The following is a 22,743-nucleotide window of genomic DNA, read 5'->3' as shown; positions in this document are numbered from 1 at the left end:
CGATCGATAGCGCGGAAGAAAAGGTCGGACCCTGCCGGGCGCAGCGACGTTGCACCCGTCAAGCAACCGGAGTCCGCACCCCGTGTTCGATCAGGCCGACGCGCTGTTGCTCGCGCGCATCCAATTCGCCTTCACCGTCAGCTTCCATTTCATCTTTCCCGCCTTCTCGATCGGGCTGGCGAGCTACCTGGCGGTGCTCGAAGGGCTGTGGCTCAAGACGGGCCGCGACGTGTATCACGACCTATTCCAGTTCTGGGTCAAGATCTTCGCCGTCGCCTTCGCGATGGGCGTCGTCTCGGGCATCGTGATGTCGTACCAGTTCGGCACCAACTGGTCGGTCTTTTCGGACCGTACGGGGCCGATCCTGGGGCCGTTGATGGCCTATGAGGTGCTGACCGCCTTCTTCCTCGAAGCCGGTTTCCTGGGTGTCATGCTGTTCGGCATGGACCGGGTAGGGCGCAAGCTGCACTTCACCGCCACCTGCATGGTGGCGCTCGGCACCTTCATCTCGGCATTCTGGATCCTGAGCGTCAACAGCTGGATGCAGACGCCCACGGGCTTCGCGATCAACGAAGCGGGGCAGTTCGTGCCGGCGGGCTCGTGGTGGGCGATCGTGTTCAACCCCAGCTTTCCTTATCGACTAGTGCACACCGTCATCGCCGCCTATCTCACGACCGCGCTTGTGGTGGGCGCGGTCGGCGCGTTCCAGCTGCTCAAGGCGCGCGGTGGAGACCGGCATGTCGATGCCGATGACGGCGATCCCGCCGAGGCGGGCGACGATGCCGGCGTCGCTCGCTCGACCGCGGCGGCACGCAAGATGTTCTCGATGGCGATGTGGATGGCCGCGATCGTTGCGCCGATCCAGATCGTCGCGGGCGATTTCCACGGCCTCAACACGCTCGAGCATCAGCCCGCCAAGGTGATGGCGATGGAAGGCCATTACGACAGCCATCCCGACGGCGCGCCGCTCATCCTGTTCGGCGTTCCGAACCCTGCGGAAAAGCGCGTCGACTATGCGATCGAGATACCCAAGGCGTCGTCGCTGATCCTAAAGCACGATCCCAACGCGCCGCTCGCCGGGCTCGACAGCGTGCCCGACGATCGCGAGCCGCCCGTCACCATCCTGTTCTGGTCGTTCCGCATCATGGTGGGCATCGGCTTTGCGATGCTGGGGCTGGGGCTGTGGAGCCTCGTCGCGCGCTGGCGCCGCCAGCTGTACGACTGGCCGTGGCTGCACCGTGCGGCGATCGGCATGGGGCCGTCGGGCTTCATCGCGGTGATCGCCGGATGGATCACGACCGAAGTGGGGCGCCAGCCCTTCACCGTCTACAACCTCATGCGCACCGCCGAAAGCGCCTCGCCGCTCGCCGCACCCGCGGTGGGAGCATCGCTGATGGCATTCGTCATCGTCTATTTCATCGTGTTCGGTTTCGGCACCTGGTACATCCTGCGGCTGATGTCGAAGGGCGTGCTGGTGGGCGAGCACGGGATCGACGACGAGGCGCCGATCCGCTCGGCGGGCATCACGCCCGGCCCCGCGCAACAGGCCAAAGGCCAGGCGCCCGTGCTGAGTCCCGCCGAATGAGCGGCGTCGACCTTGATCTCACTACCGTCTGGGCATTCATCATCGCCTTTGCGGTGTTCGCCTATGTGGTGATGGACGGCTTCGATCTCGGCATCGGCATCCTGTTTCCGATCTTCGACGTGGGCGAGGAGCGCGATCAGGCGATGAACGCGATCGCGCCCGTATGGGACGGCAACGAGACGTGGCTGGTGCTGGGCGGCGGCGGGCTGTTCGCGGCGTTTCCGCTTGCCTATGCCATCATCCTCCCGGCGCTCTACCCGCCGATTATCGCGATGCTGCTGGGGCTGGTGTTCCGCGGGGTGGCGTTCGAGGCGCGCTGGCGCGATCCGGGGCACCGGCGCTGGTGGGATCTGGCGTTCACGCTGGGCTCGTTCACCGCTGCGTTCGCGCAGGGCGTGACGCTCGGCGCGCTGTTGCAGGGCATTACCGTCGACGGTCGCGCCTATGGCGGCGCCTGGCTCGACTGGCTGAGCGCGTTCAGCATACTGTGCGGGCTGGCGGTGGTGGCGGGCTATGCGCTGCTCGGGGCTACCTGGCTCATCTGGAAGACCGAGGGCGGCACGCAGGCGCATGCCTATCGGCTAGCGGGCCGCTTCGGCATCGCCACATTGCTCGCGATCGGCCTCGTCAGCCTGGCGACGCTCGGGCTCGACTATGAATATCGCGCCAAGTGGCTCAACGCGCCTGCGATCTACCTGACGTCGCAGGTGCCGCTGCTCACCGCGATCATCGCCTTCGCCTTCTGGCGGTCGCTGGCGAAGAAGCGCGAGCTGCGCCCTTTTCTGCTGGCGCTCGCCTTGTTCCTGATGAGCTTCATCGGCCTCGGCATCAGCATGTTCCCCTATATCGTGCCCGACAGCGTGACGATCTGGCAGGCGGCAGCGCCCGCCTCCAGCCAGTGGTTCATGCTCGTGGGTGCATCGGTGCTGATCCCGGTGATCCTCGTCTACACCGGCTGGGCCTATTGGGTGTTCCGCGGCAAGGTGGGCACCGAGGGCTATCACTGATGCGCCCCGGCGAGCGCGCCGAAGGCCAGCCCTTGTGGAAGCGGCTGGGCTGGATGGCGGCGATCTGGGGGGCGAGCGTCGGCGTGCTGGGGGTGGTGGCGATGCTGCTGCGCGGCTGGCTGAACAGCTAGCGATCAGCGAAAGCCATAGGGCACTATCGCGCGCGCGTTCGGGTCGATCTCGATGATCGAGGCGGCGGGCGGGAAGGCGCGCTGGTCACAGGCGGTGCGCGGGCAGATGCGGCACGAGCTGCCGATTGGCGTTGCCGGACCGTCGGGGCGCAGTTCGTCGGCATATACGAAATCGGCCGCGTGGCGCGTCTCGCAGCCGATCGTCACGGCATAGCGGCGCGGCGATCGCGCAAAGCTCCCCGATGGCTTCACCAGTCCCTTGGCCATGGTGACGTAGCGCACGCCATCGGGCGTTTCGGCGCGCTGCACCAGGATGCGATCGGGAATCGCGACCGCCTCGTGGACGATCCACAAGGGGCACGCGCCGCCGAAGCGCGCGAACTCGAGCGGCGTCGCCGAATGGCGCTTGGTGATGTTGCCCGCCATGTCGACGCGGCAGAAGAAGAAGGGAATGCCCTCGGCGCCCGGCCGTTGCAGCGTGGAAAGGCGATGGCAGGCCTGCTCGAAGCTGACGCCGAATTGCTGGCGCAGCCGATCGATATCGTGCCGCACGCCGCGCGCGGCATCGCGAAACGCGGCATAGGGCATCAGCAGCGCGCCCGCGGCGTAGTTGGCGAGCCCTACCGAAAGTAGCGCGCGCGCCGCTTCGTCGGCGAGGCCCGATTGTGTGACGATCGCCTCGATCGCCGCTTCAAGCTCGAGGCGTACGAGCTGGTGCGCCAGCTGGAACAGCGCGCTTTCGGGCGGCAGCGTCCGGTCGATCGTGAGCGTGCGCCGCTGCGGATCATAGAGCCGAAGCGCCCTGCCATGCTGCCCGCCGCCACCCTCGATCGTGACCCGGTGACGTGCTTGCAGCCGCTCGGCGATCGCACGGCGCGGCGTAGCATCGGCGGGAAAGCGCGCGGCAAGCGCCTCGGCGGCGCGATCGAGCGGATCGATGTAGTTGCCGGCGTGATGAAACCAGTCGCGCACCGCTTCCCAGGGCTGGCGGCGCAGGCTCTCGCCCGATTCGACACGGTCGTCGAGCACGCGCACCTGCGCCTCGACGCGGGCATAGGCGGCGTGCAGCGCGACCAGCCGGCGCGCGAGCTGCGGCTGCTGGCGCAGCGCCTTGTGCAGGCCGGGATCGGGCGCGGCGGGGCCGTCGACCGCTGGATCGGTCGCGGCGGCGAGCGCGGCGGCGGTCAGCCCGGCATCCTCACCAATCTCGCCCCATTCGTGCGGAAAGGCGCGGGCGAGCGCCGCCTGCACGAGGCCAGTGAGCGGCCGGTCGCCATTCTCGATCTGCGACAGATAGCTCGTCGAGATGCCCAGCCGGGTGGCCGCTGCCGCCTGCGTCAGCGCGTGACGGCGGCGCAACGCGCGCAACTGATGGCCGGCGAACAGGCGAGGCGAGGGCATTGCAGTTTGCAAACACAGGGTCGGCCGGTTTGCAACATCACATTTGCCTTTCGGCGCTGCGCGTGGAAGGACGCCGGCAGCGCAAGACGGGAGTGCCCATGTCCTCGACGATCGCCGAACTCGAGACCAAGCGCGCCGCCGCACGACTGGGCGGCGGACAGAAGCGCATCGACGCGCAGCATGCCAAGGGCAAGCTCACCGCGCGCGAGCGGCTCGACGTGCTGCTCGACCAGGGCTCGTTCGAGGAGCTCGACATGTATGTCGAGCATAACTGCACCGATTTCGGCATGCAGGATCAGATCGTCCCCGGCGACGGCGTCGTCACCGGATCGGGCACGATCAACGGCCGCCTCGTCTTCGTGTTCAGCCAGGACTTCACCGTGTTCGGCGGATCGCTCTCCGAGCGCCACGCGCAGAAGATCTGCAAGATCATGGACATGGCGATGAAGGTCGGCGCGCCCGTCATCGGCCTCAACGATTCGGGCGGCGCGCGCATTCAGGAAGGCGTGGCGTCGTTGGGCGGCTATGCCGAGGTGTTCCAGCGCAACGTGCTCGCGAGCGGCGTGGTGCCGCAATTGAGCCTCGTCATGGGGCCGTGCGCGGGCGGCGCGGTCTATTCTCCCGCGATGACCGACTTCATCTTCATGGTGAAGGATTCGTCGTACATGTTCGTCACCGGCCCGGATGTAGTGAAGACCGTTACCAACGAGATCGTCACGCAGGAGGAACTGGGTGGAGCGGTGACGCATACCACGAAGTCGGGGGTCGCCGATCTGGCCTTCGAAAACGATATCGAGGCGCTGCTTGGCGCCCGCGACTTCGTGGACTTCCTTCCGCTGTCGAACCGCGAGGCGCCGCCCGAGCGGCCGAGCGACGATCCATGGGACCGGATCGAGCCCAGCCTCGATACGCTGATCCCGCCATCGGCGAACATGCCGTACGACATGCACGAACTGATCGCGAAAGTGGTCGACGAGGGCGATTTCTTCGAAGTGCAGCCCGCCCATGCCGGCAACATCCTCACCGGCTTCGGGCGGATCGAGGGGCGCACCGTAGGCATCGTCGCCAACCAGCCGATGGTGCTGGCAGGCGTGCTCGACATCAATTCATCGAAAAAGGCCGCGCGCTTCGTGCGCTTCTGCGATGCGTTCGAGATTCCGATCGTCACCTTCGTCGATGTGCCGGGCTTCCTTCCGGGCGTGGGGCAGGAGCATTCGGGCATCATCAAGCACGGCGCCAAGCTGCTGTTCGCCTATGGCGAGGCGACGGTGCCCAAGATCACCGTCATCACGCGCAAGGCCTATGGCGGCGCGTACGACGTGATGGCGAGCAAGCATCTGCGCGGCGACCTGAACTATGCCTGGCCCACCGCCGAGATCGCGGTGATGGGCGCCAAGGGCGCGGTCGAGATCATCTTCCGCGGCCGCACGCCCGAGGAGATCGCCGAGCGGACCGCGGAGTACGAGGCGCGCTTCGCCAACCCGTTCGTGGCGGCGAGCAAGGGCTTCATTGACGAGGTGATCCAGCCACATTCGACACGGCGGCGCATCGCGCTTGGCCTGCGCAAGCTGCGGGGGAAGGCGCTCGAGAATCCATGGAAGAAGCATGACAACATCCCGTTGTGAGCTGCCGTGGGTAGCCTTATAATGTCCTTGCAATGACAAGGGCCGAATTATGCATACTGAGCGTGTGACTTTCCTCGCGACCCCAGCGCTCAAGGCGACGCTCGCGGCCCGTGCGGCGGCGGGTGGGGTGTCGATCGGTGAGTATATCCGAAGCAAGGTGGAGGCGGACGATCCCGCCGAAGCCGAAGCCGCGGCCGAGCTTGCCGCGATCGTCGGCGAACTGGTCGAGGCGATACCGGACATGAAGGCGCGGCTGGAGCGGACGGCATCGATGATCGAGTCGGCGATCGAGGATTCGGATCGCCGGCTTCGCGAAGCGGGGCTGCGCCAGTGAGTACGCTCGGTGACGCGGTGAAGGGCATCAAGCAATTGCTGCTGCTTCAGGAACAGGTGCGCCAGCTCGAAAAGGTGGGCGAGAAGCAGAGCGAGGCGCTTGGTCGGCTGACGGGCGACGTGCTCGGGCTCGACAAGCGTGTGATCCGGATCGAGACGATGATCGAAATGACCCAGCGCAGCGCGCAGACCCCGCGGATCGAAGGATGATCCTCGGCCGCCTCAACCATGTCGGCGTCGCCACGCCGTCGATCGACGCCAGCATCGCCTTCTATCGTGACGTGATGGGAGCGACCGCGATCGGCGAGCCGTTCGACCTGCCCACGCAGGGCGTGCGCGTGTGCTTCGTCGACACGCCCAATACGCAGATCGAGCTGATCGAGCCGCTGGGCGACACCTCCCCGATCCGCGCCTTCCTCGCGAAGAGCCCGGCGGGCGGGCAGCATCACGTCTGCTACGAGGTGCCCGACATCCACGAAGCGAAGGCTTGGTTCGAGGCCAAGGGCGCGCGTGTGCTCGGCGAGCCGCGGATCGGTGCGCACGGCACGCCGATCTTCTTCGTCCATCCGCGCGACATGGGCGGCGTGCTCACCGAGATCATGGAAACGCCGAAGGAGGCGCATTGATGGCGTTCGAGCATATCCTGGCCGAACGGCGCGGCGACGTGCTGGTGCTTACGCTCAACCGGCCCGATCGCCTCAATGCCGCGCCGCCGGCGATGTTCGACGAGTTGCGTGCGGCGATCGACACGCTCGACGGCGCGCGCGCGGTGCTGATCGGCGGGGCGGGGCGCGGCTTCTGCTCGGGCGCCGATGTTGCGGGCGGGGCACTCGGCAGCGACAATCCGGGTGAGGCGACGTTCGCGGCACTTACCGGCCATTACAATCGCGCGCTGCTGGCGCTCGCTGACCTGCCGGTGCCCCTCGTCAGCGCGGTGCGCGGGCCGGCGGCGGGGATCGGATGCAGCCTCGCGCTCGCCGCCGATTTCTGCGTCGCCAGCGACACTGCCTATTTCCTCCAGGCGTTCGTCAATATCGGCCTCGTCCCCGATGGCGGCGCGTCGTGGATGCTGCCGCGCCTCATCGGTCGCGCGCGCGCGACCGAGATGATGATGCTCGGCGAGCGCGTGCTCGCCGACACGGCGCTGGCTTGGGGCATGATCCACAAGGTCGTCGCCGACGAGACGCTCGACGCCACCGCCTTCGCGCTAGCCGAGCGGCTCGCGGCGGGGCCGACGGTGGCGCTTGGCCTGATGCGGCGCAACCTGCACGCCGCGTTCGAGCTTTCCTATGCCGATGCGATGCAGCGCGAAGCCGAAGCGCAGCGCGATGCGCGCGGCAGCGGCGATTCGATGGAAGGCGGCATGGCCTTTCTCCAGAAGCGAAAGCCGCAGTTCAGGGGCGTTTGATGGCCGAGATCGAGAATAATAGGGGCGAGGATCCGGGTACGGTGCGCGACGCCGCCGCCCAGGCCGAACCGCCGCGCCAAGCGACGATGGAGGCCTGGCGCGCGCTCGCTGACAAGGAAGTGAAGGACCGCGACCTCAACTGGCAGACGCCCGAGGGCATTGCGGTCAAGCCGCTCTATACTGCCGAGGATAATGAAGGCTGGGACCCCGGCCTGCCCGGCCTGGCGCCGTTCACGCGTGGCGTGCGCGCGTCGATGTATGCCGGCCGCCCGTGGACGATCCGGCAATATGCCGGCTTCTCGACCGCCGAGGAATCGAACGCCTTCTATCGCCGTAATCTGGCGGCGGGGCAGAAGGGCCTGTCAGTCGCGTTCGATCTCGCGACGCATCGCGGCTATGACAGCGATCATTCGCGCGTGACGGGCGATGTCGGCAAGGCGGGCGTCGCGATCGACACCGTCGAGGACATGAAGATCCTGTTCGACGGCATCCCGCTCGATCAGATGAGCGTCAGCATGACGATGAACGGCGCGGTGATCCCGATCCTCGCCTTCTTCATCGTCGCGGGCGAGGAGCAGGGTGTCGCGCAGGCGCAGCTCGACGGCACGATCCAGAACGACATTCTCAAGGAGTTCATGGTCCGCAACACCTATATCTATCCGCCCGAACCCTCGATGCGGATCATCGCGGACATCATCGCCTACACCTCCGAGCACATGCCCCGGTTCAACTCGATCTCGATCTCGGGCTATCACATGCAGGAAGCCGGGGCGACGCAGGTGCAGGAGCTCGCCTTCACCATCGCCGACGGCAAGGAATATGCGCGGGCCGCAATGGCGACGGGGCTCGACATCGACCGGTTCGCCGGGCGGCTCAGCTTCTTCTTCGCGATCGGCATGAACTTCTTCATGGAAGTCGCGAAGCTCCGCGCCGCGCGCACGCTTTGGCATCGCGCCATGACCGATCTGGGTGCGAAGGACGAGCGTTCGAAGATGCTGCGCACGCACTGCCAGACCTCGGGCGTGTCGTTGCAGGAGCAGGACCCCTACAACAACGTCATCCGCACCACGGTGGAAGCGATGGCGGCGGTGCTCGGCGGCACGCAAAGCCTGCACACCAACGCGCTCGACGAGGCGATCGCGCTACCCACCGATTTCTCCGCCCGCATCGCGCGCAACACGCAGATCGTGCTCGCCGAGGAAACGGGGATCACCAAGGTCGTCGATCCGCTGGGCGGCAGCTATTATGTCGAGGCGCTAACGCAGGAGCTGGTCGATCGCGCGACCGAATTGCTCGACCGCATCGATGCCGAGGGCGGCATGGCGAGCGCAGTCGCCGCCGGCTGGCCCAAGGCGATGATCGAGCAGGCATCGGCCGCGCGTGCCGCGCGCGTCGATCGCGGCGAGGACGTGATCGTCGGCGTCAACAAGTACCGGCTGAAGGACGAGGACCCCGTCGAGATTCTCGACATCGACAATCACGCGGTCCGCGCGGGCCAGATCGCGCGGATCGAGCGCGTGCGCGCCGCGCGCGACGAGGCGGCATGCCAGGCGGCGCTCGGCCGGCTGCGCGAGGGTGCTGCGGGCGACGCCAACCTCCTCGCGCTGGCAGTGGATTGCGCGCGTGCCCGCGCGACGCTCGGCGAGATATCGGCGGCGATGGAGGTGGTGTTCGGCCGCTACGGCACGCAGCCGACGCCCGTCAGCGGCATCTATGGCGGCGCCTATGCCGATGACGCGCGCTGGGACCGCCTGACCGAGGGCGTTGCCGCCACCGAGCGCCGGCTCGGCCGCCGCCCGCGCATGCTCGTCGCCAAGATGGGACAGGACGGCCATGATCGCGGCGCCAATCTGGTATCGAGCATGTTCGGCGATCTGGGGTTCGAGGTAGTGCCCGGCCCGCTGTTCCAGACGCCCGAGGAAGCCGCAAAGCTCGCGGTCGAGCGGGATGTCGACGTGGTCGGCGCCTCGAGCCTCGCCGCCGGGCACAAGACGCTGATTCCTGAGCTCATCGGCCACCTAAAGGATGCCGGCCGCGCCGACATCAAGGTGATCGCCGGCGGCGTGATCCCCGCGCAGGACTATCAGACCCTGCGCGATGCCGGCGTGCAGGCGATCTTCGGCCCCGGCACCAACCTGATCGCAGCGGCCGAGGAAGTGCTGCGCCTGCTCGGCCACAACATGCCGCCCGCCGAGGAGGCCGCCGAGTGAACACGGTGATGCCGATCGAGCCGCAGGTGATCGAGCGCTGGCCGCGCGCGGCAATCGCCGAGCTGTACGACCTGCCGTTCACCGAACTCGTGTTCCGCGCCGCCGAGGTGCACCGTGCGAACCACCCGGCCAATCAGGTTCAGCGCTCGACGCTGCTGTCAATCAAGACCGGCGGCTGCCCCGAGGATTGCGGATATTGCAACCAGGCAGCCGGTGCCGAGACGGGCCTCAAGGCCACCAAGCTGATGGACGTGCGCGCGGTGATGCAGGCGGCGGCCGAGGCCAAGGACAATGGCTCGACGCGCTTCTGCATGGGCGCGGCGTGGCGCAATCCCAAGGACCGCGACATGCCCGCGATCGTCCAGATGGTGCAGGGGGTGCGCCAGATGGGCATGGAGACCTGCATGACCTTGGGCATGCTGACGCCGCGCCAAGCGGAGCAGCTCGCCGAGGCGGGGCTAGATTACTACAACCACAATATCGACACCTCTCCCGAGCATTACGCGAAAGTCATCACCACCCGGACGTTCGGGGACCGGCTCGATACGCTCGACGCGGTGCGCGCGGCGGGGATCAACGTTTGTTCGGGTGGCATCGTCGGGATGGGCGAGGCGCGCAGCGATCGCGTGGGCTTCATCCACGCGCTCGCCAACCTGCCCACGCCGCCCGAAAGCGTGCCGGTCAACGCGCTGGTGCCGGTGAAGGGCACGCCGCTGGGCGACATGCTGGCGGACACGCCGATGGCCAAGATCGACGATATCGAGTTCGTGCGGACGGTCGCGGTAGCGCGCATCACCATGCCGTCGAGCATGGTGCGCCTGAGCGCGGGCCGCGAGAGCATGAGCGAGGCGACGCAGGCGCTCTGCTTCCTCGCCGGCGCGAACTCGATCTTCACCGGCGACAAGCTGCTGACGACGGGCAATGCCGGCGATGATGCGGATAGCGCGCTGTTCGCGAAGCTGGGGCTTACGGCGATGGCGGCCGCCTGATGCCCACGGTGCTACGGATTGGCGCGTTCCGTTTTTACTTCTACAGCCATGAGCCGAACGAGCCGCCGCACGTCCATATCGACCGCGGCGAGGCGACGATCAAGGTCTGGCTGGAGCCGGTCGGAGTCGCGAAGAGCCGGGGGTTTCGCGCGCACGAGATCAATGAAATGCTGGCGATGGTCGAGGCGAACCACGCGCTGTTGCTGGAGGCATGGCATGAATATTTCGGCTAGAGTGACCGACGAGCGCGTGCTCGACGTGCGGTTCGACGACGCCAGCGTCATCGTAGACCTGATGGATGGCCGCACCATCGCCGCGCCGCTTGCCTGGTATCCACGGCTGCTTGCGGCCACGGCCGAAGAACGCAGCCATTGGGAGCGCGCGGGCGCTGGATACGGTATCCATTGGCCCGATATCGACGAAGACCTGAGTACCGAGGGTCTGCTACGCGGCGCGCCGGCGCCGGGAGTGCATTGATGTTCAAGAAAATCCTCGTCGCCAATCGCGGCGAAATCGCGTGCCGGGTGTTTCGCACTGCCAAGCGCATGGGGCTGAAGACCGTCGCGGTCTATTCGGATGCCGATGCGCGCTCCCCGCACGTCCTCATGGCGGACGAGGCCGTGCGCCTCGGCCCGGCGCCGGCGGCGGAAAGTTATCTGAAGGCCGACCTGATCCTGCTCGCCGCCAAGGAGACGGGCGCCGACTGCATCCATCCGGGCTACGGCTTCCTCTCCGAGCGCGAGAGATTCGCGCGCGCGTGCGCCGAGGCGGGCATCGCTTTCGTCGGTCCGCCGCCGGGCGCCATCGCGGCGATGGGCGACAAGATCGAATCGAAGAAGCTAGCCAAGGCGGCGGGCGTCAACGTCGTGCCCGGCTTCCTCGGCGAGATCGCCGACACCGACGAGGCGGTGCGGATCGCCTCGGACATCGGCTATCCGGTGATGATGAAGGCCTCGGCCGGCGGTGGCGGCAAGGGAATGCGCCTCGCCTACAGCGAGCAGGACGTGCGCGAGGGGTTCGAGGCGACCAAGCGCGAGGGGCTGGCGAGCTTCGGCGACGATCGCGTGTTCATCGAGAAGTTCATCGAGAGCCCGCGCCATATCGAGATTCAGGTGCTGGGCGACCGGCACGGCAACATCGTCTATCTCGGCGAGCGCGAATGCTCGATCCAGCGTCGTCACCAGAAAGTGGTCGAGGAAGCGCCGTCGCCCTTCGTCAGCCCCGCGATGCGCAAGAAGATGGGCGAGCAGGCGGTAGCGCTCGCGCGTGCGGTGGACTATCACTCGGCGGGCACCGTCGAGTTGATCGTCTCGGGCGCCGATACCACGGGCGACGCCTTCTACTTCCTCGAGATGAACACGCGGCTTCAGGTCGAGCATCCGGTGACCGAGGCGATCACCGGCATCGATCTGGTCGAGCAGATGATCCGCGTAGCCGCCGGCGAACGCCTTGCGTTCACGCAGGATGATGTCAGGCTCGACGGCTGGGCGATCGAGAACCGCGTCTATGCCGAAGACCCCTATCGCGGCTTCCTGCCGTCGACCGGGCGGCTGGTGCGGTATGCACCGCCTGCGTCGCAGGAAACGCCATACGCGACCCTTCGATACGCCGCTTCGACAAGCTCAGTGGCTACTCAGGGCGAACGGCGGGAGGGAGACCCGTTCGTCCTGAGTAGCGGACTGAGCGAAGGCGAAGGCCGCGTATCGAAGGACAGCTACACCCGCGTCGATGATGGCGTCGCCGAGGGCGGCGAAGTCAGCATGTTCTACGATCCGATGATCGCCAAGCTCGTCACCTGGGCGCCGACGCGCGACGAAGCGGCCGATCTCCAGATCGCGGCGCTCGATCGCTTCGTGGTCGAAGGCGTCGGCAACAACATCGATTTCCTGTCGGCGCTGATGCAGCATCCGCGCTTCCGCTCGGGGGAACTGACCACCGGCTTCATCGCCGAGGAATATCCCGAGGGGTTCGCCGGCGCGCCCGCCGATGCCGCGCTGCTTCGGCGGCTGGCGGCATTGTCGGCGGTCGTCGGACACGCCACGGCTGCGCGCGCGGCATATCGGCGGGCAACTGGGCAAGCCGCTCGATGCGCCCGCCGGCTGGTCGGTGACGATCGCCGGCGAGACCTTCGCCATCGATATCGCGGCCGATGGCGAGGTGCGCGTCGATGGCGCGCCGATGGCGCTGCGCCACGATTACGCACCCGGCCGCGCGCTCGTCGAGGCCGAGATCGATGGCGAACCGCTGTCGGCAATGGTGCGGCCGGTGCGCGCCGGCTGGCGCATCACCACGCGCGGCGCGAGCCATGTCGCGCGCGTGCTGCCCGCGCATGTCGCGCCGCTCGCGCGCCACATGATCGAGAAGGTGCCGCCCGATACCTCGAAGCTGCTGCTGTGCCCGATGCCGGGACTGCTCACCGCGCTGCATGTGAGCGAGGGCGATCGCGTCGAGGCGGGGCAACCGCTCGCCACCGTCGAGGCGATGAAGATGGAGAACATCCTGCGCGCCGAGCGGCCGGGCGTGGTCGAGAAGGTGCATTTCGAGGCCGGCGCGAGCCTCGCGGTCGATGCCGCCATCCTCGAATTCGCCTGATCGCCGCACGCAGCGCCGGGCCACCACGCTTTACACCTTGTTTCCCGATCGTTAATGCGGCGCGGCGTTGCGGCGGGCCCTGGGGGCGGGGTGTCGTGGCGCGGCGACGGGGCCGCACGCCGCGGCAGGCGCCATTTTTCTGTACCGGACTGTCGGGCGACGCGGCGGGCTGTGTCGAGGTCGGCCGGTCCGGGCGGAAGCGGGACCGAGGGAGCGGGCGGGTTTGCGTTTTCGATCACTCTGCCAGTCGTTGATGCTGGGCGCTTCCGCCATGGCGCTGCCGATGGTTGCCATGCGCGCCGAGGCTGCCGCCGCGCAGGTCGCGCCGGGGCCGCAGGGATCGCTCGTCGTCAATCCGCAGGCGGGCGCCACGCCGCCGCCGCCCGCGCCACGCGCGTTGCCGGCGCCGACGCCGGTGCAGCCCGTGGCTCCGCCATCGGCTCCTGCCGTGCCGCGTCCCGCACCGCTCGCGATTCAGCCGCTGCGTGGCGAACTGCCCGACGCGCCCGTCGATCCGCGCTTCCAGGATGGCGCACGCACGCGTGACGGCGTGCTGCCGGCTCCCAGCAACGATCCGATGGCGATCGATCCCGAAGCCGACCCGATTTTGCGGCTGGCGCGCGCGAGCGGCGACCTTGCGGGTTTCCAGGCGGCGATCCAGGCAGCGGTCTCGCGGCATCCCTCGGTCGACGAGGTCGTGGCACGGCAGGACGAGGCGCTGGCCGCGCGCAACGAGGCGCGTACGCTGCAATATCCGGTCGTCGATGTCTCGATGACCTATTTTAACATCCTTACCCGCAACTTCTCGAACGATCCGCAGAACGTGCTCGAGCGTTCGCGGCCGCGCGAGCGCACCGACCAGTTGCTGCGCATCCAGCAGCCGATTCTCGACTTCGGCACGTCGAACGCGCGCATCGAGGCAGGCAACCAGCGGCTGGCGGCGGCGACGAGCACGATCGACGACGTGTCGGCGCAACTCGCGCTGCGCGGCGTGCAGGCATGGTATCAGGTGTTCGGCTTCCGCGCGCTGGTGGGACTGTCGGAGGCGTTCCTCGCCAACCAGACCGATCTGCGCGCCGCGATCGACGATCGCATCGCGCAGGGCGTGTCGGCGCCCGGCGACAAGGCGCAGGTCGAGAGCTACATCGCCGCGGCGCAGACGCAGCTTGCCGGCTTCAAGCGCAGCCTCGCCACCGCCGAGGCGCAGTTCACGCAGATCACCGGAAATCCGCCACCGCCGCAGCTCGGTCGCGCACCCGCCGCGCAAGGGCCGGCGATCACGCGCGAACGCGCGATGGCCGATGCCGAGACGATCCCCGCGGTTGAAGCCGCGCGGCGCCAGGCCGAGGCGGCGCGGTTCGATCTCAAGGCGGCCAAGGGCGACTCGCTCCCCGGCGTGTCGGTGGGCGTCGATACCGGCCGCTACGGCTTTTTCGAGAATAGCGGCGACTATGACGTGCGCGGCAGCGTCACGCTCAGCCACCGCTTCTTCGGCGGCGCCAAGCAGCGGATCGACCAGTCGGCGGCGCGCGCGCGCGGTGCCGAGGCGACCTATTCGCGCGTGCGCGAGGAAGCCGCGCGCGATGCCGCGATCGCCTGGTCCGACGTGCAGGCGCTCGCCGAATCGGCCGAGGCGATCGAAGCCAACTACGTCGCCACGCGCCAGTCGCGCGACGTGCTGGTCGAGCGATTCCGCGTCGCGCGCGGGACGCTGTTTGACGTGCTGGGCGCAGAGACCAACTATTTCAACGTCGCGACGCGCTATATCGAGACCGTGACCGAACTCGACATCGCGCGCTATGCTTTGCTCGCGCGAACGGGCAAACTCCTCGACAGCTTCGGCATCGCGCCGGCACGGGTGGAAACGAAATGAGCGACAAAGAACTGGTCGAGGCCCGTCCGCCCCGTTTCGCGCGCTGGCTCGCCGAGCCGATGTTCCGCAACAAGAGCGTGTATCTGAAGGTCGCGCTGGCGGCGGCGATGATAAACCTGTTCGGGCTCGTCATCTCGCTGTTCACGATGACGGTCTATGATCGCGTCGTCCCCAATCTGGCGTTCGATTCGCTGACGGCGCTGTCGATCGGCATCGGCATCGTCCTCATCTTCGATTTCGCATTGCGCATCCTGCGCGCCTATTTCGTCGACATCGCCGGCGCCGACATCGACCGCGAAATCGGATCGAGCGTGTTCGACCGGCTGATGCGCATCCGGCTCGACATGAAGAAGGGCTCGGTCGGCCAGCTTTCGGGCCTGATGCGCGAGCTCGAGACGCTGCGCGACTTCTTCGCCTCGGCCACGCTCACCGCTGTGGTCGATGTGCCGTTCATCTTCATCACGCTCATCTTCATCGGCATCATCGGCGGGCCGATCGTGTGGGTGCCGCTGCTGCTGGTGCCGCTGGTGATCGGGGCGGGGCTGCTCACGCAGCCCGCGCTCGACCGGCTGTCGGCCAAGTCGATGAGTGGCGGGCTCTACAAGCAGTCGGTGCTCGTCGAATCGATCGGCAGCCTCGAGATGGTCAAGACCTCGGGCGCCGGCGGGCTGATGCAGAAGCGCTGGCTGGCGGCGATCGAGGAGCATGCCGACAGCTCGATGCGGCAGCGGCTGATCTCGACGATCGCGGTGACGATCGCCACCTCGGCCAATTCAGCAGCGTATATGGGCGTCGTGATCGCCGGCGTGTTCCTGATCGCCGAGCGCGAGCTGACCACCGGCGGGCTCGTCGCCTGCTCGATCCTCGCCGGCCGTGCGGTGCAGCCACTGGGGCAGATCGCGCAGCTGATGAGCCGCATCTCGGCGACGCGCACTGCCTATCGCCAGCTCAACGGGCTGATGGAGGTGCCGTCGGAGGGGCCGGCGGGCCAGCCGCTGATTCCGGGCCGCTTCAATGGCAAGATCGAGCTCAAGAGCGTCGCGTTCAAATATCCCGGCGCCAGCGAGAAGACGCTCGACAATTTCAATCTCACGATCGAGCCGGGGCAGCGCGTCGCGCTGATCGGTCGCGTGGGATCGGGCAAGTCGACCGTCGCGCGGCTGATGCTTGGGCTGTACGAGCCGCAGGACGGGCTGGTGCTGATCGACGGCACCGACATCCGCCAGTACGACACCGTCGGCCTGCGCGCCAATATCGGCACGGCGTTGCAGGAGACGGTGCTGCTTTCGGGCAGCGTGCGCGAGAACATCGCGCTCGACCGGCCGCATATCGACGATACCGAGATGCTGCGCGCATCCGAGCTATCGGGCGCACACGGCTTCATGGGCCGCATCACCAACGGGTACGACCTGATCCTGGCGGATCGCGGCGAGGGGCTGTCAGGCGGCCAACGCCAGTCGATCACGCTGGCGCGCGCGCTGGCGGGCAGCCCGCCGATCATGATCTTCGACGAACCGACCAGCGCGATGGACTCGCAGACCGAGAACCAGCTGATCGACCGGCTGCAGGAAGAGCTGAAGGGGCGGACGCTGGTGATGATCACGCACCGCACCGCGCTGCTGCGGCTGGCCGACCGCGTGGTGATCGTCGAGGGCGGCAAGATCATTGCCGACGGCCCGCGCGACCAGGTGCTCCAGCAGCTCCAGCGCCCGCGCGCGGCGGCTTGAGGATTCGCATCGCATGAACATGGAAACCACCATCGCCCCGCGCGAACAGGGCCGTATCGAGGATGCCGTTCCGATCAAGCCCAAGGCGGCGTCGAACCTGCTGCTGTGGCTCATCACGGCCTTCTTCGTGGCGTTCGTGGCTTGGGCGGCGCTGACCGAGATCGACCGTACCGTGCGCGCGACGGGGCGCATCATCCCCGGCTCGCGATTGCAGGTGGTATCGAACCTCGAAGGCGGCGTGGTCGAGGCGATCCTCGCGCGTGCGGGCGAGGAAGTGAAGCGCGGCCAGCCGCTCATCCGCCTCGATCCCACGCGCACCGGCGCCGAGCTGGGCAGCAGCGAACTCAGCGTGTCGGCGCTGACCGCGAAGATCGCGCGGCTCGAGGCCGAGGTGCAGGGTCGCGCACCGCGCTACCCGGTGTCGCAGGACGCCGCGGTCAACGAGCAGATCGCGATCGAACGCTCGCTGCACATGTCGCGCATGGCCGATCTGGCGAGCTCGACCGCCGCGGCGCAGTCGCGCATCACCCAGACGCAGCGCGCGGTGGGCGAGGCGCAGGCTGCGTATGAATCGCGCGCATCGTCGCTACGCTCGCTCGAGCAGCAGGCCGATCTGATGCGCCCGCTGGTCGAACGCGGCATCGAGCCGCGTCTCACGCTGGTGCAGCTCGAAAATAACGCCAGCGTCGCGCGCAGCGACATGGCGGCCGCGCAGGCGGCGATCGCGCGCGCGCAGGCCGGCGTCGCCGAGGCGCAGTCGTCGCTCAACCAGCTGCGGCAGGACTGGCGCGCGCGCGCCGCGAGCGAACTGGCGGCCGCCCAGGCCGAAATGGCCGCCAAGCGCCGCGTGCTGCCGGCGCTTGCCGATGCCGTGCGCCGCTCGACGCTTACCGCGCCGATGGACGGGCGCATCAACCGCGTGCTGGTGTCGACGGTGGGTGGCACCGTCGCCCCCGGCGCGCCGCTGGTCGAGCTGGTGCCGAGCGAGGACCAGCTGCTCGTCGAGGCGCAGGTGGCACCCAAGGACATCGGCTTCGTACGCATCCGCCAGCCCGCCAAGATCAACGTTTCGGCCTATGATTCGGCGATCTACGGATCGATGGACGGCGAGGTCGAGACGATCTCGCCCGACGCGGTGATCGACGAGCGGACGGGCGAGAGCCATTACATCGTGCGCGTGCGCGCCAATTCGGAGACGCTGACCGGGCCCGATGGCCGGCCGCTCGATCTGGGATCAGGCATGACCGTCGACGTCAGCCTGCTCGGTGACAAGCGTTCGGTGCTTTCCTATGTGCTGACGCCGATCACGCGGCTGCAACAGCGGGCTTTCCGCGAATGAGGATTGCGTTGCGGCGGGCGATGCTCGCCGCCGGCCTCGTCACGGCCGGCGGCGCCGCGCTCGCACAGGATGCGCCGCGCGGAGCCGCCGGCCCGCCCGATACCGAGGCGCCCGTCGCCGAGGTGGCGCTGCCGCGGCCGCCCGGCATCGGCCCGGCGCTGTTCGCTTCGGTCCAGCGCGCGACCGACACCTATCCGGCGGTGAGCGCCGGCCGCGCATCGGTGCGCGCCGCCGATGCCGAGGTGAGCGCCGCGCGCAACCTGCGGCTGCCGAGCTTCGGCGTGCAGGGCGTGGCGCTCGGCACGGGGCCCGGCCTCGGCGCGCAGCTTGTCGCCGACCAGCCCGTCTATACCTTCGGGCGGTTGGGCGCGACGATCGACCGTGCGCGCGCCGAGCGGCTCGCGCGCGCCGCGCAGGTCGACGAGACGGTGTTCGAGATCGCGTTGCAGGTGACCGAAGCCTATTACGATATCGCGCGGCTCGCGCGGCGGGCCGAGATTCTCGAGGCCAATCTCACGAATCTGGGGACACTGGTCGGTTCGATCGAGAACCGTGTCGATGCCGAGATCAGTCCGGCCACCGACCTCGCACTCGCGCGCTCGCGCACAGCGCAGACGCAGCAGGAGGTCGCGCAGACGCGCGCCCAGCAGCGTGCCGCGATCGCCCGCATCCGCCAGCTGGTGGGCGATGCGAGCTACGATCCCGGCACCGTGCCAGAATATGACGCGCGCGTGCACCATCCCAATTTGACGGATCCGGTCGAGACGGCGGCGACGTGCAGCCCGCAGCGCGATCGCCTGAGCGCCGAGGCGCTGGTGGCACGCGAGGATGCGCGCATTGCGCGTGCTTCGATCTACCCGCAATTGTCGGCGCAGCTTTCGTACAACGACATCGTGGGCACGCGTGCCGGCCTTGCCGTTACCGCGCAGACGAGCGGCGGGCTGTCCGACCTGCGCCGCGCCGATGCCGCGCGGCTGCGCGCGGGTGCCGCGCAGCTCGACGTGCAGACCGCGGTGCGCGAGATCAACGAGGCGGTGAGTGCCGATCTCGTCGAGAACGAGGCGGCGCGCGCGCGCATCGTCGCCAGCGCCGATGCCGCCGATACCGCCGATCAGGTGACCGCGAGCTTCTACCGCCAGTTCGTCGCGGGCCGGCGGACGTGGCTCGACGTGATGAACGCCGTGCGCGAGGCGGCGCAGGCGCGGCTCGGCGAGGCCGATGCCGAAATCTCGGCAATGGCGTCGACGGCGCGGCTGCTGCTGCGCACATGCCAGTGGCAGCCGCAGGGACGGCTTGGAGGGCAGGTCGAATGGCCGAACGACTGACCGATATCGTCGCCGAGTTCGCGCGGCTGCTGGGCGTGCAGCTCGCGCCGGGCTGGCGCGACCGGCTGGGCGGCGCCACCGGCAGCGACCGCGAGGCGCTGGCGCGGATGTGCGGCGATCTCGGCTGGGAACCGCCGCAGGTGCTCGACCGGCGCCCGCGCGCGCATGCGCTGCCCGCGATCGTCTACAGCGAGGACAGCGGCTGGGGCATCGCCGAAAGCTGGGAAGGCCCGGATCTGCTGCGCATCCGCGCGACGGGGGCTGTCGAAACGCGGCCCTGGGACGAGGGCATGCGCTTCTTCCGCCTGCAATTCCCCGATGCGATGCGCCGCGGGCACGAGCGTTCGGCCAGCCGCATCTTCCGCGATGCGCTGCTGCAACGCCGCGGCGCGATCGCGACGGCGCTCGTCGCGACCGCGGTGGTCAACCTGATCGCGCTGGCAACTTCGCTCTATTCGATGCAGGTCTATGATCGCGTGATCCCGCGTGCGGGCTTTTCCACGCTGTGGGTGCTCACCGTCGGCGTGCTGTTCGCGCTGCTGCTCGACTTCCTGCTCCGCATGACGCGCGCGCTGCTGATGGAGCGCGAGGCGGGCGACATCGACACCGAGGTGAGCGAGTTCTTCTTCGCGCGCGCGCAGGCGGTAAGGCTCGATGCGCGACCGGGCGGCGTGGGGACGATGGCGGCGCAGATGCGCGGGCTCGAACAGGTGCGCGCGCTCTATTCGTCGGCATCGCTGTTCCTGCTCGCCGATCTACCCTTTGCGCTGCTGTTCCTCGTCGTGATCTATCTGCTCGGCGGTTATGTCGTGCTGGTGCCGCTCATCCTGTTTCCGATATCGCTGCTGCTTGCCTTCTTCCTCGCGCGCGGCATCCGTACTGCGACAGAGGCAGCGCAGGCGACGGGCAACCGCAAGAACGGCCTGCTCGTCGAGAGCTTCGACGCTGCCGAGACGGTGAAGGCCAATCGCGGCGGCTGGTACATGCTGGCGCGCTGGAACGGCCTGATCGAGGCCGTGCTCGCGAGCGAGCAGCCGGTCCGGCGCTGGTCGGCGATCGCGCAGTCAGTGTTCGCGACGCTCCAGCAGATGGCCTATGTCGCGATCATCGCGCTAGGCGCGGTACGCGTCGCCGAAGGCGACCTGACGACGGGCGGGCTGGTGGCGGTGGCGATCATCGCCGGGCGCGTCAACGGGCCGCTGATCGCCCAGCTGCCCTCGCTCATCGTGCAATGGGGCTATGCGCGCTCGTCGCTGCGGGTGCTCGACGGCATCCTGCAATCGCCGCTCGATCATCCGGCGGGCAGCGCGGGGCTGCGTCCCGACCATCTCAAGCCGGCACTGCGGTTCGACCGCGTCGACTTTGCCTATGGCGGCATCAAGGAGACGCTGCATATCCCCGCACTGGAAATCTCGGCGGGCGAGCGCGTGGGGCTGATCGGCGGTATCGGATCGGGCAAGTCGACGCTGCTGCGGATGATGGCGGGCCTGTACGCGCCGCAGCGCGGCATCGTCACGCTCGGCGGGCTCGACATGGGGCAGGTGGCCGAGGACGTGCTGCGCGCGCATGTTGCGTATCTTCCGCAGGACGTACGGCTGGTGAACGGCACGCTGCGCGACAATCTGCTGATGGGCCTCGCCGATCCGGGCGACGAGACCGTGCTCAAGATCGCCGCCCGCACCGGCCTCAACGATCTTATCGCCGCGCATCCGCTGGGGCTCGATCTGATGATCGCAGAGGGCGGCAAGGGGCTGTCGGGCGGGCAGCGCACGCTCACCGGGCTGACGCGAATGCTGCTTGCCGAACCGAGCCTGTGGCTGCTCGACGAGCCGACCGCCAATCTAGATACCGGCACCGAGGCGGCGGTGATGAAGGCGCTCGCCGCGCGGCTCAGCGCCGAGAGCACGCTGGTCCTCGTCACACACAAGATGGCGTTGTTGTCGATGGTGGACCGGGTGATCGTGATGGCTGGCGGGCGCGTGCTTGACGATGGACCGCGCGACGAAGTGATCGCCCGGTTGCAGGCGCAGGGCGCTGCGCGCGTGGCGCCTTCGGGGGCGGTGCAGGCGCCGCGTGCGAGCGGGATCACCGCTGGCGGCATCACCGCCGGCGGCGCCGGCTTCCGGGGTGCCGCCTGAGATGGCGCGTCGTACCAAGAATCGTTCGGCGGCGATCGTCGTCGGTCTCGCCGCCATGTTCGTGTTCGGCTTCGTCGCCTGGTCGCTCTGGGCCGAGCTCGACCAGATCACGCGCGCGCCGGGGCAGGTCATCCCCTCGGGCCGCGTCCAGGTCATCCAGTCGACCGATGGCGGCCAGATCGCGCGTATCCATGTCCGCGAGGGCGATCGCGTCGAGCGCGGCCAGTCGCTCATCACGCTCGAGACGGTGCGTGTCGGGGCAGGGGTGGAGGAGGCGCGCTCGCGCGTCGCCAGCCTCGAGGCGACGATCGCGCGCGTCGAGGCCGAGCTGTTCAACCGGCCGCTTCGCTTCAGTGCGGTGACGCGCAGCTATCCCGAATATGTCGCCAACGAAACCGCGTTGCTGGGGCGGCGGCGTGCGGCGCTCAACGCACAGGTCGCATCGCTTCGCCAGACCGCCGGGCTGGCGCGCGAGGAACTCTCGCTCAACCTGCCGCTGGTGAAGACCGGCGACGTGGCGCGCTCGGAGATTCTCCGGATGGAGCGCGCCGTTAGCGATATCGAGAGCCAGATCACCAATCTGCAGAACGAATATGTGCGCGATCTTCAGGCCGAATACACTCGCGCCAAGGAGGAGCTGGCATCGGCGCAGCAGCAGCTCACGCAGCGCGGCGCGCAACTTGGCGACACCGAGCTGCGTGCGCCGACCGCAGGCATCGTCAAGAACGTCCGCATCACCACCGTGGGCGGCGTGCTGCGCCCCGGCGACGAGGCGATGCAGATCGTGCCCACCGACGACGAACTGATCGTCGAGGCGAAGGTACCGCCGGCCGACATCGCCTTCATCCGCACCGGCCAATTCGCGTCGGTGAAGTTCGACGCCTATGACAGCGCGGTCTATGGGTCGGGCGAGGGCAGCGTCATCTTCGTCAGCCCGGACACGATGACCGAGCAGCGCGAAGGCGGCGACCTCACTTTCTACCGCGTGCATCTGCGCGTCGACACGCGAGCGATGCGATCGCCCAATCCGGGCGAGCGAATCGACCTGTTTTTTAATGAT

General features: G+C 68.1%; 19 protein-coding genes and 1 pseudogene. 19 read left to right on the top strand and 1 reads right to left on the bottom strand.

Annotation, left to right across the window (positions count from 1 at the left end):
* Positions 1 to 82 precede the first annotated feature (82 nt).
* The 3 genes from FBR43_RS11040 to FBR43_RS11030 are packed head-to-tail and all read left to right on the top strand — an operon-like array spanning position 83 to position 2,723.
* Complete coding sequence (locus tag FBR43_RS11040; protein ID WP_136943177.1) at positions 83 to 1,585, top strand: cytochrome ubiquinol oxidase subunit I; 1,503 nt, start codon at positions 83 to 85, stop codon at positions 1,583 to 1,585.
* Entirely contained in the window at positions 1,582 to 2,592 is a 1,011-nt protein-coding gene (cydB, locus tag FBR43_RS11035) for a cytochrome d ubiquinol oxidase subunit II (RefSeq protein WP_136943176.1), read from the top strand. Before FBR43_RS11040 ends, cydB begins: the two co-directional genes overlap by 4 nt.
* On the top strand, positions 2,592 to 2,723 hold the full coding sequence (locus FBR43_RS11030) for a DUF2474 domain-containing protein (RefSeq protein WP_136943175.1): 132 nt from the start codon (positions 2,592 to 2,594) through the stop codon (positions 2,721 to 2,723). The genes cydB and FBR43_RS11030 overlap by 1 nt, the downstream gene beginning before the upstream one ends.
* A gap of 3 nt (positions 2,724 to 2,726) precedes the next feature.
* Here the strand turns inward: FBR43_RS11030 and FBR43_RS11025 are convergent, their stop codons facing one another.
* Positions 2,727 to 4,124 (bottom strand): helix-turn-helix domain-containing protein, encoded by a 1,398-nt coding sequence (locus FBR43_RS11025; protein WP_136943174.1) that lies wholly within the window; start codon positions 4,122 to 4,124, stop codon positions 2,727 to 2,729.
* 98 nt (positions 4,125 to 4,222) lie between these two features.
* On the opposite strand from FBR43_RS11025, the gene FBR43_RS11020 reads away from it, so the two are divergent.
* The 16 genes and pseudogenes from FBR43_RS11020 to FBR43_RS10945 all read left to right on the top strand — a co-directional run.
* Positions 4,223 to 5,749: an acyl-CoA carboxylase subunit beta gene (locus FBR43_RS11020; RefSeq protein ID WP_136943173.1), complete on the top strand. Its 1,527-nt coding sequence runs from the start codon at positions 4,223 to 4,225 to the stop codon at positions 5,747 to 5,749.
* Positions 5,750 to 5,798: 49 nt separating this feature from the next.
* The gene (locus FBR43_RS11015; RefSeq protein ID WP_136943172.1) at positions 5,799 to 6,083 is read left to right on the top strand and encodes a hypothetical protein; all 285 of its coding nucleotides are present in this window, start codon (positions 5,799 to 5,801) and stop codon (positions 6,081 to 6,083) included.
* On the top strand, positions 6,080 to 6,292 hold the full coding sequence (locus FBR43_RS11010) for a hypothetical protein (RefSeq protein WP_136943171.1): 213 nt from the start codon (positions 6,080 to 6,082) through the stop codon (positions 6,290 to 6,292). Before FBR43_RS11015 ends, FBR43_RS11010 begins: the two co-directional genes overlap by 4 nt.
* Positions 6,289 to 6,708, top strand: coding sequence for a methylmalonyl-CoA epimerase (gene mce / locus FBR43_RS11005; protein WP_136943170.1), 420 nt, complete (start codon positions 6,289 to 6,291; stop codon positions 6,706 to 6,708). The genes FBR43_RS11010 and mce overlap by 4 nt, the downstream gene beginning before the upstream one ends.
* The gene (locus tag FBR43_RS11000; protein ID WP_136943169.1) at positions 6,708 to 7,490 is read left to right on the top strand and encodes an enoyl-CoA hydratase-related protein; all 783 of its coding nucleotides are present in this window, start codon (positions 6,708 to 6,710) and stop codon (positions 7,488 to 7,490) included. Before mce ends, FBR43_RS11000 begins: the two co-directional genes overlap by 1 nt.
* 86 nt (positions 7,491 to 7,576) lie before the next feature.
* On the top strand, positions 7,577 to 9,700 hold the full coding sequence (scpA, locus tag FBR43_RS10995) for a methylmalonyl-CoA mutase (protein WP_249276668.1): 2,124 nt from the start codon (positions 7,577 to 7,579) through the stop codon (positions 9,698 to 9,700).
* 8 nt (positions 9,701 to 9,708) lie between these two features.
* Positions 9,709 to 10,689, top strand: a complete 981-nt coding sequence (gene bioB, locus FBR43_RS10990) for a biotin synthase BioB (protein WP_136944168.1) — start codon at positions 9,709 to 9,711, stop codon at positions 10,687 to 10,689.
* The gene (locus FBR43_RS10985) at positions 10,689 to 10,922 is read left to right on the top strand and encodes a DUF4160 domain-containing protein (RefSeq protein WP_136943167.1); all 234 of its coding nucleotides are present in this window, start codon (positions 10,689 to 10,691) and stop codon (positions 10,920 to 10,922) included. Before bioB ends, FBR43_RS10985 begins: the two co-directional genes overlap by 1 nt.
* On the top strand, positions 10,906 to 11,166 hold the full coding sequence (locus FBR43_RS10980; protein WP_136943166.1) for a DUF2442 domain-containing protein: 261 nt from the start codon (positions 10,906 to 10,908) through the stop codon (positions 11,164 to 11,166). The genes FBR43_RS10985 and FBR43_RS10980 overlap by 17 nt, the downstream gene beginning before the upstream one ends.
* Positions 11,166 to 13,281 (top strand): annotated as a pseudogene (locus FBR43_RS10975) (ATP-binding protein). Before FBR43_RS10980 ends, FBR43_RS10975 begins: the two are co-directional and overlap by 1 nt.
* Before the next feature lie 253 nt (positions 13,282 to 13,534).
* Positions 13,535 to 15,154 carry a TolC family protein gene (locus FBR43_RS10970; RefSeq protein WP_136943165.1) on the top strand — a complete coding sequence of 540 codons (1,620 nt, stop codon included), beginning with the start codon at positions 13,535 to 13,537 and terminating at the stop codon, positions 15,152 to 15,154.
* Complete coding sequence (locus tag FBR43_RS10965) at positions 15,151 to 16,881, top strand: type I secretion system permease/ATPase (protein WP_136943164.1); 1,731 nt, start codon at positions 15,151 to 15,153, stop codon at positions 16,879 to 16,881. Before FBR43_RS10970 ends, FBR43_RS10965 begins: the two co-directional genes overlap by 4 nt.
* 19 nt (positions 16,882 to 16,900) lie before the next feature.
* Positions 16,901 to 18,220: an HlyD family type I secretion periplasmic adaptor subunit gene (locus tag FBR43_RS10960; protein ID WP_136944167.1), complete on the top strand. Its 1,320-nt coding sequence runs from the start codon at positions 16,901 to 16,903 to the stop codon at positions 18,218 to 18,220.
* On the top strand, positions 18,217 to 19,545 hold the full coding sequence (locus FBR43_RS10955; protein WP_136943163.1) for a TolC family protein: 1,329 nt from the start codon (positions 18,217 to 18,219) through the stop codon (positions 19,543 to 19,545). The genes FBR43_RS10960 and FBR43_RS10955 overlap by 4 nt, the downstream gene beginning before the upstream one ends.
* Positions 19,530 to 21,683, top strand: a complete 2,154-nt coding sequence (locus tag FBR43_RS10950; RefSeq protein WP_169542579.1) for an ATP-binding cassette domain-containing protein — start codon at positions 19,530 to 19,532, stop codon at positions 21,681 to 21,683. Before FBR43_RS10955 ends, FBR43_RS10950 begins: the two co-directional genes overlap by 16 nt.
* A gap of 1 nt (position 21,684) precedes the next feature.
* The coding region (locus FBR43_RS10945) for an HlyD family efflux transporter periplasmic adaptor subunit (RefSeq protein WP_212611919.1) at positions 21,685 to 22,743 on the top strand (1,059 nt) is incomplete at its 3' end.

The organism is Sphingomonas baiyangensis (assembly GCF_005144715.1).
Lineage (GTDB): Bacteria > Pseudomonadota > Alphaproteobacteria > Sphingomonadales > Sphingomonadaceae > Sphingomonas > Sphingomonas baiyangensis.
The sequence above is the reverse complement of the archived record's forward strand: the minus strand, read 5'-3'. Positions and strand labels throughout refer to the sequence as shown.

What these genes read in the sequence shown, in the direction of transcription:
- cydB (WP_136943176.1), top strand. Translation starts at nt 1,582, where the DNA reads ATGAGCGGCGTCGACCTTGATCTCACTACCGTCTGGGCATTCATCATC.
- FBR43_RS11030 (WP_136943175.1), top strand. Translation starts at nt 2,592, where the DNA reads ATGCGCCCCGGCGAGCGCGCCGAAGGCCAGCCCTTGTGGAAGCGGCTG.
- FBR43_RS11025 (WP_136943174.1), bottom strand. Translation starts at nt 4,124, where the DNA reads ATGCCCTCGCCTCGCCTGTTCGCCGGCCATCAGTTGCGCGCGTTGCGC.
- FBR43_RS11020 (WP_136943173.1), top strand. Translation starts at nt 4,223, where the DNA reads ATGTCCTCGACGATCGCCGAACTCGAGACCAAGCGCGCCGCCGCACGA.
- FBR43_RS11015 (WP_136943172.1), top strand. Translation starts at nt 5,799, where the DNA reads ATGCATACTGAGCGTGTGACTTTCCTCGCGACCCCAGCGCTCAAGGCG.
- mce (WP_136943170.1), top strand. Translation starts at nt 6,289, where the DNA reads ATGATCCTCGGCCGCCTCAACCATGTCGGCGTCGCCACGCCGTCGATC.
- FBR43_RS11000 (WP_136943169.1), top strand. Translation starts at nt 6,708, where the DNA reads ATGGCGTTCGAGCATATCCTGGCCGAACGGCGCGGCGACGTGCTGGTG.
- scpA (WP_249276668.1), top strand. Translation starts at nt 7,577, where the DNA reads ATGGAGGCCTGGCGCGCGCTCGCTGACAAGGAAGTGAAGGACCGCGAC.
- bioB (WP_136944168.1), top strand. Translation starts at nt 9,709, where the DNA reads ATGCCGATCGAGCCGCAGGTGATCGAGCGCTGGCCGCGCGCGGCAATC.
- FBR43_RS10985 (WP_136943167.1), top strand. Translation starts at nt 10,689, where the DNA reads ATGCCCACGGTGCTACGGATTGGCGCGTTCCGTTTTTACTTCTACAGC.
- FBR43_RS10980 (WP_136943166.1), top strand. Translation starts at nt 10,906, where the DNA reads ATGAATATTTCGGCTAGAGTGACCGACGAGCGCGTGCTCGACGTGCGG.
- FBR43_RS10970 (WP_136943165.1), top strand. Translation starts at nt 13,535, where the DNA reads ATGCTGGGCGCTTCCGCCATGGCGCTGCCGATGGTTGCCATGCGCGCC.
- FBR43_RS10965 (WP_136943164.1), top strand. Translation starts at nt 15,151, where the DNA reads ATGAGCGACAAAGAACTGGTCGAGGCCCGTCCGCCCCGTTTCGCGCGC.
- FBR43_RS10960 (WP_136944167.1), top strand. Translation starts at nt 16,901, where the DNA reads ATGGAAACCACCATCGCCCCGCGCGAACAGGGCCGTATCGAGGATGCC.
- FBR43_RS10955 (WP_136943163.1), top strand. Translation starts at nt 18,217, where the DNA reads ATGAGGATTGCGTTGCGGCGGGCGATGCTCGCCGCCGGCCTCGTCACG.
- FBR43_RS10950 (WP_169542579.1), top strand. Translation starts at nt 19,530, where the DNA reads ATGGCCGAACGACTGACCGATATCGTCGCCGAGTTCGCGCGGCTGCTG.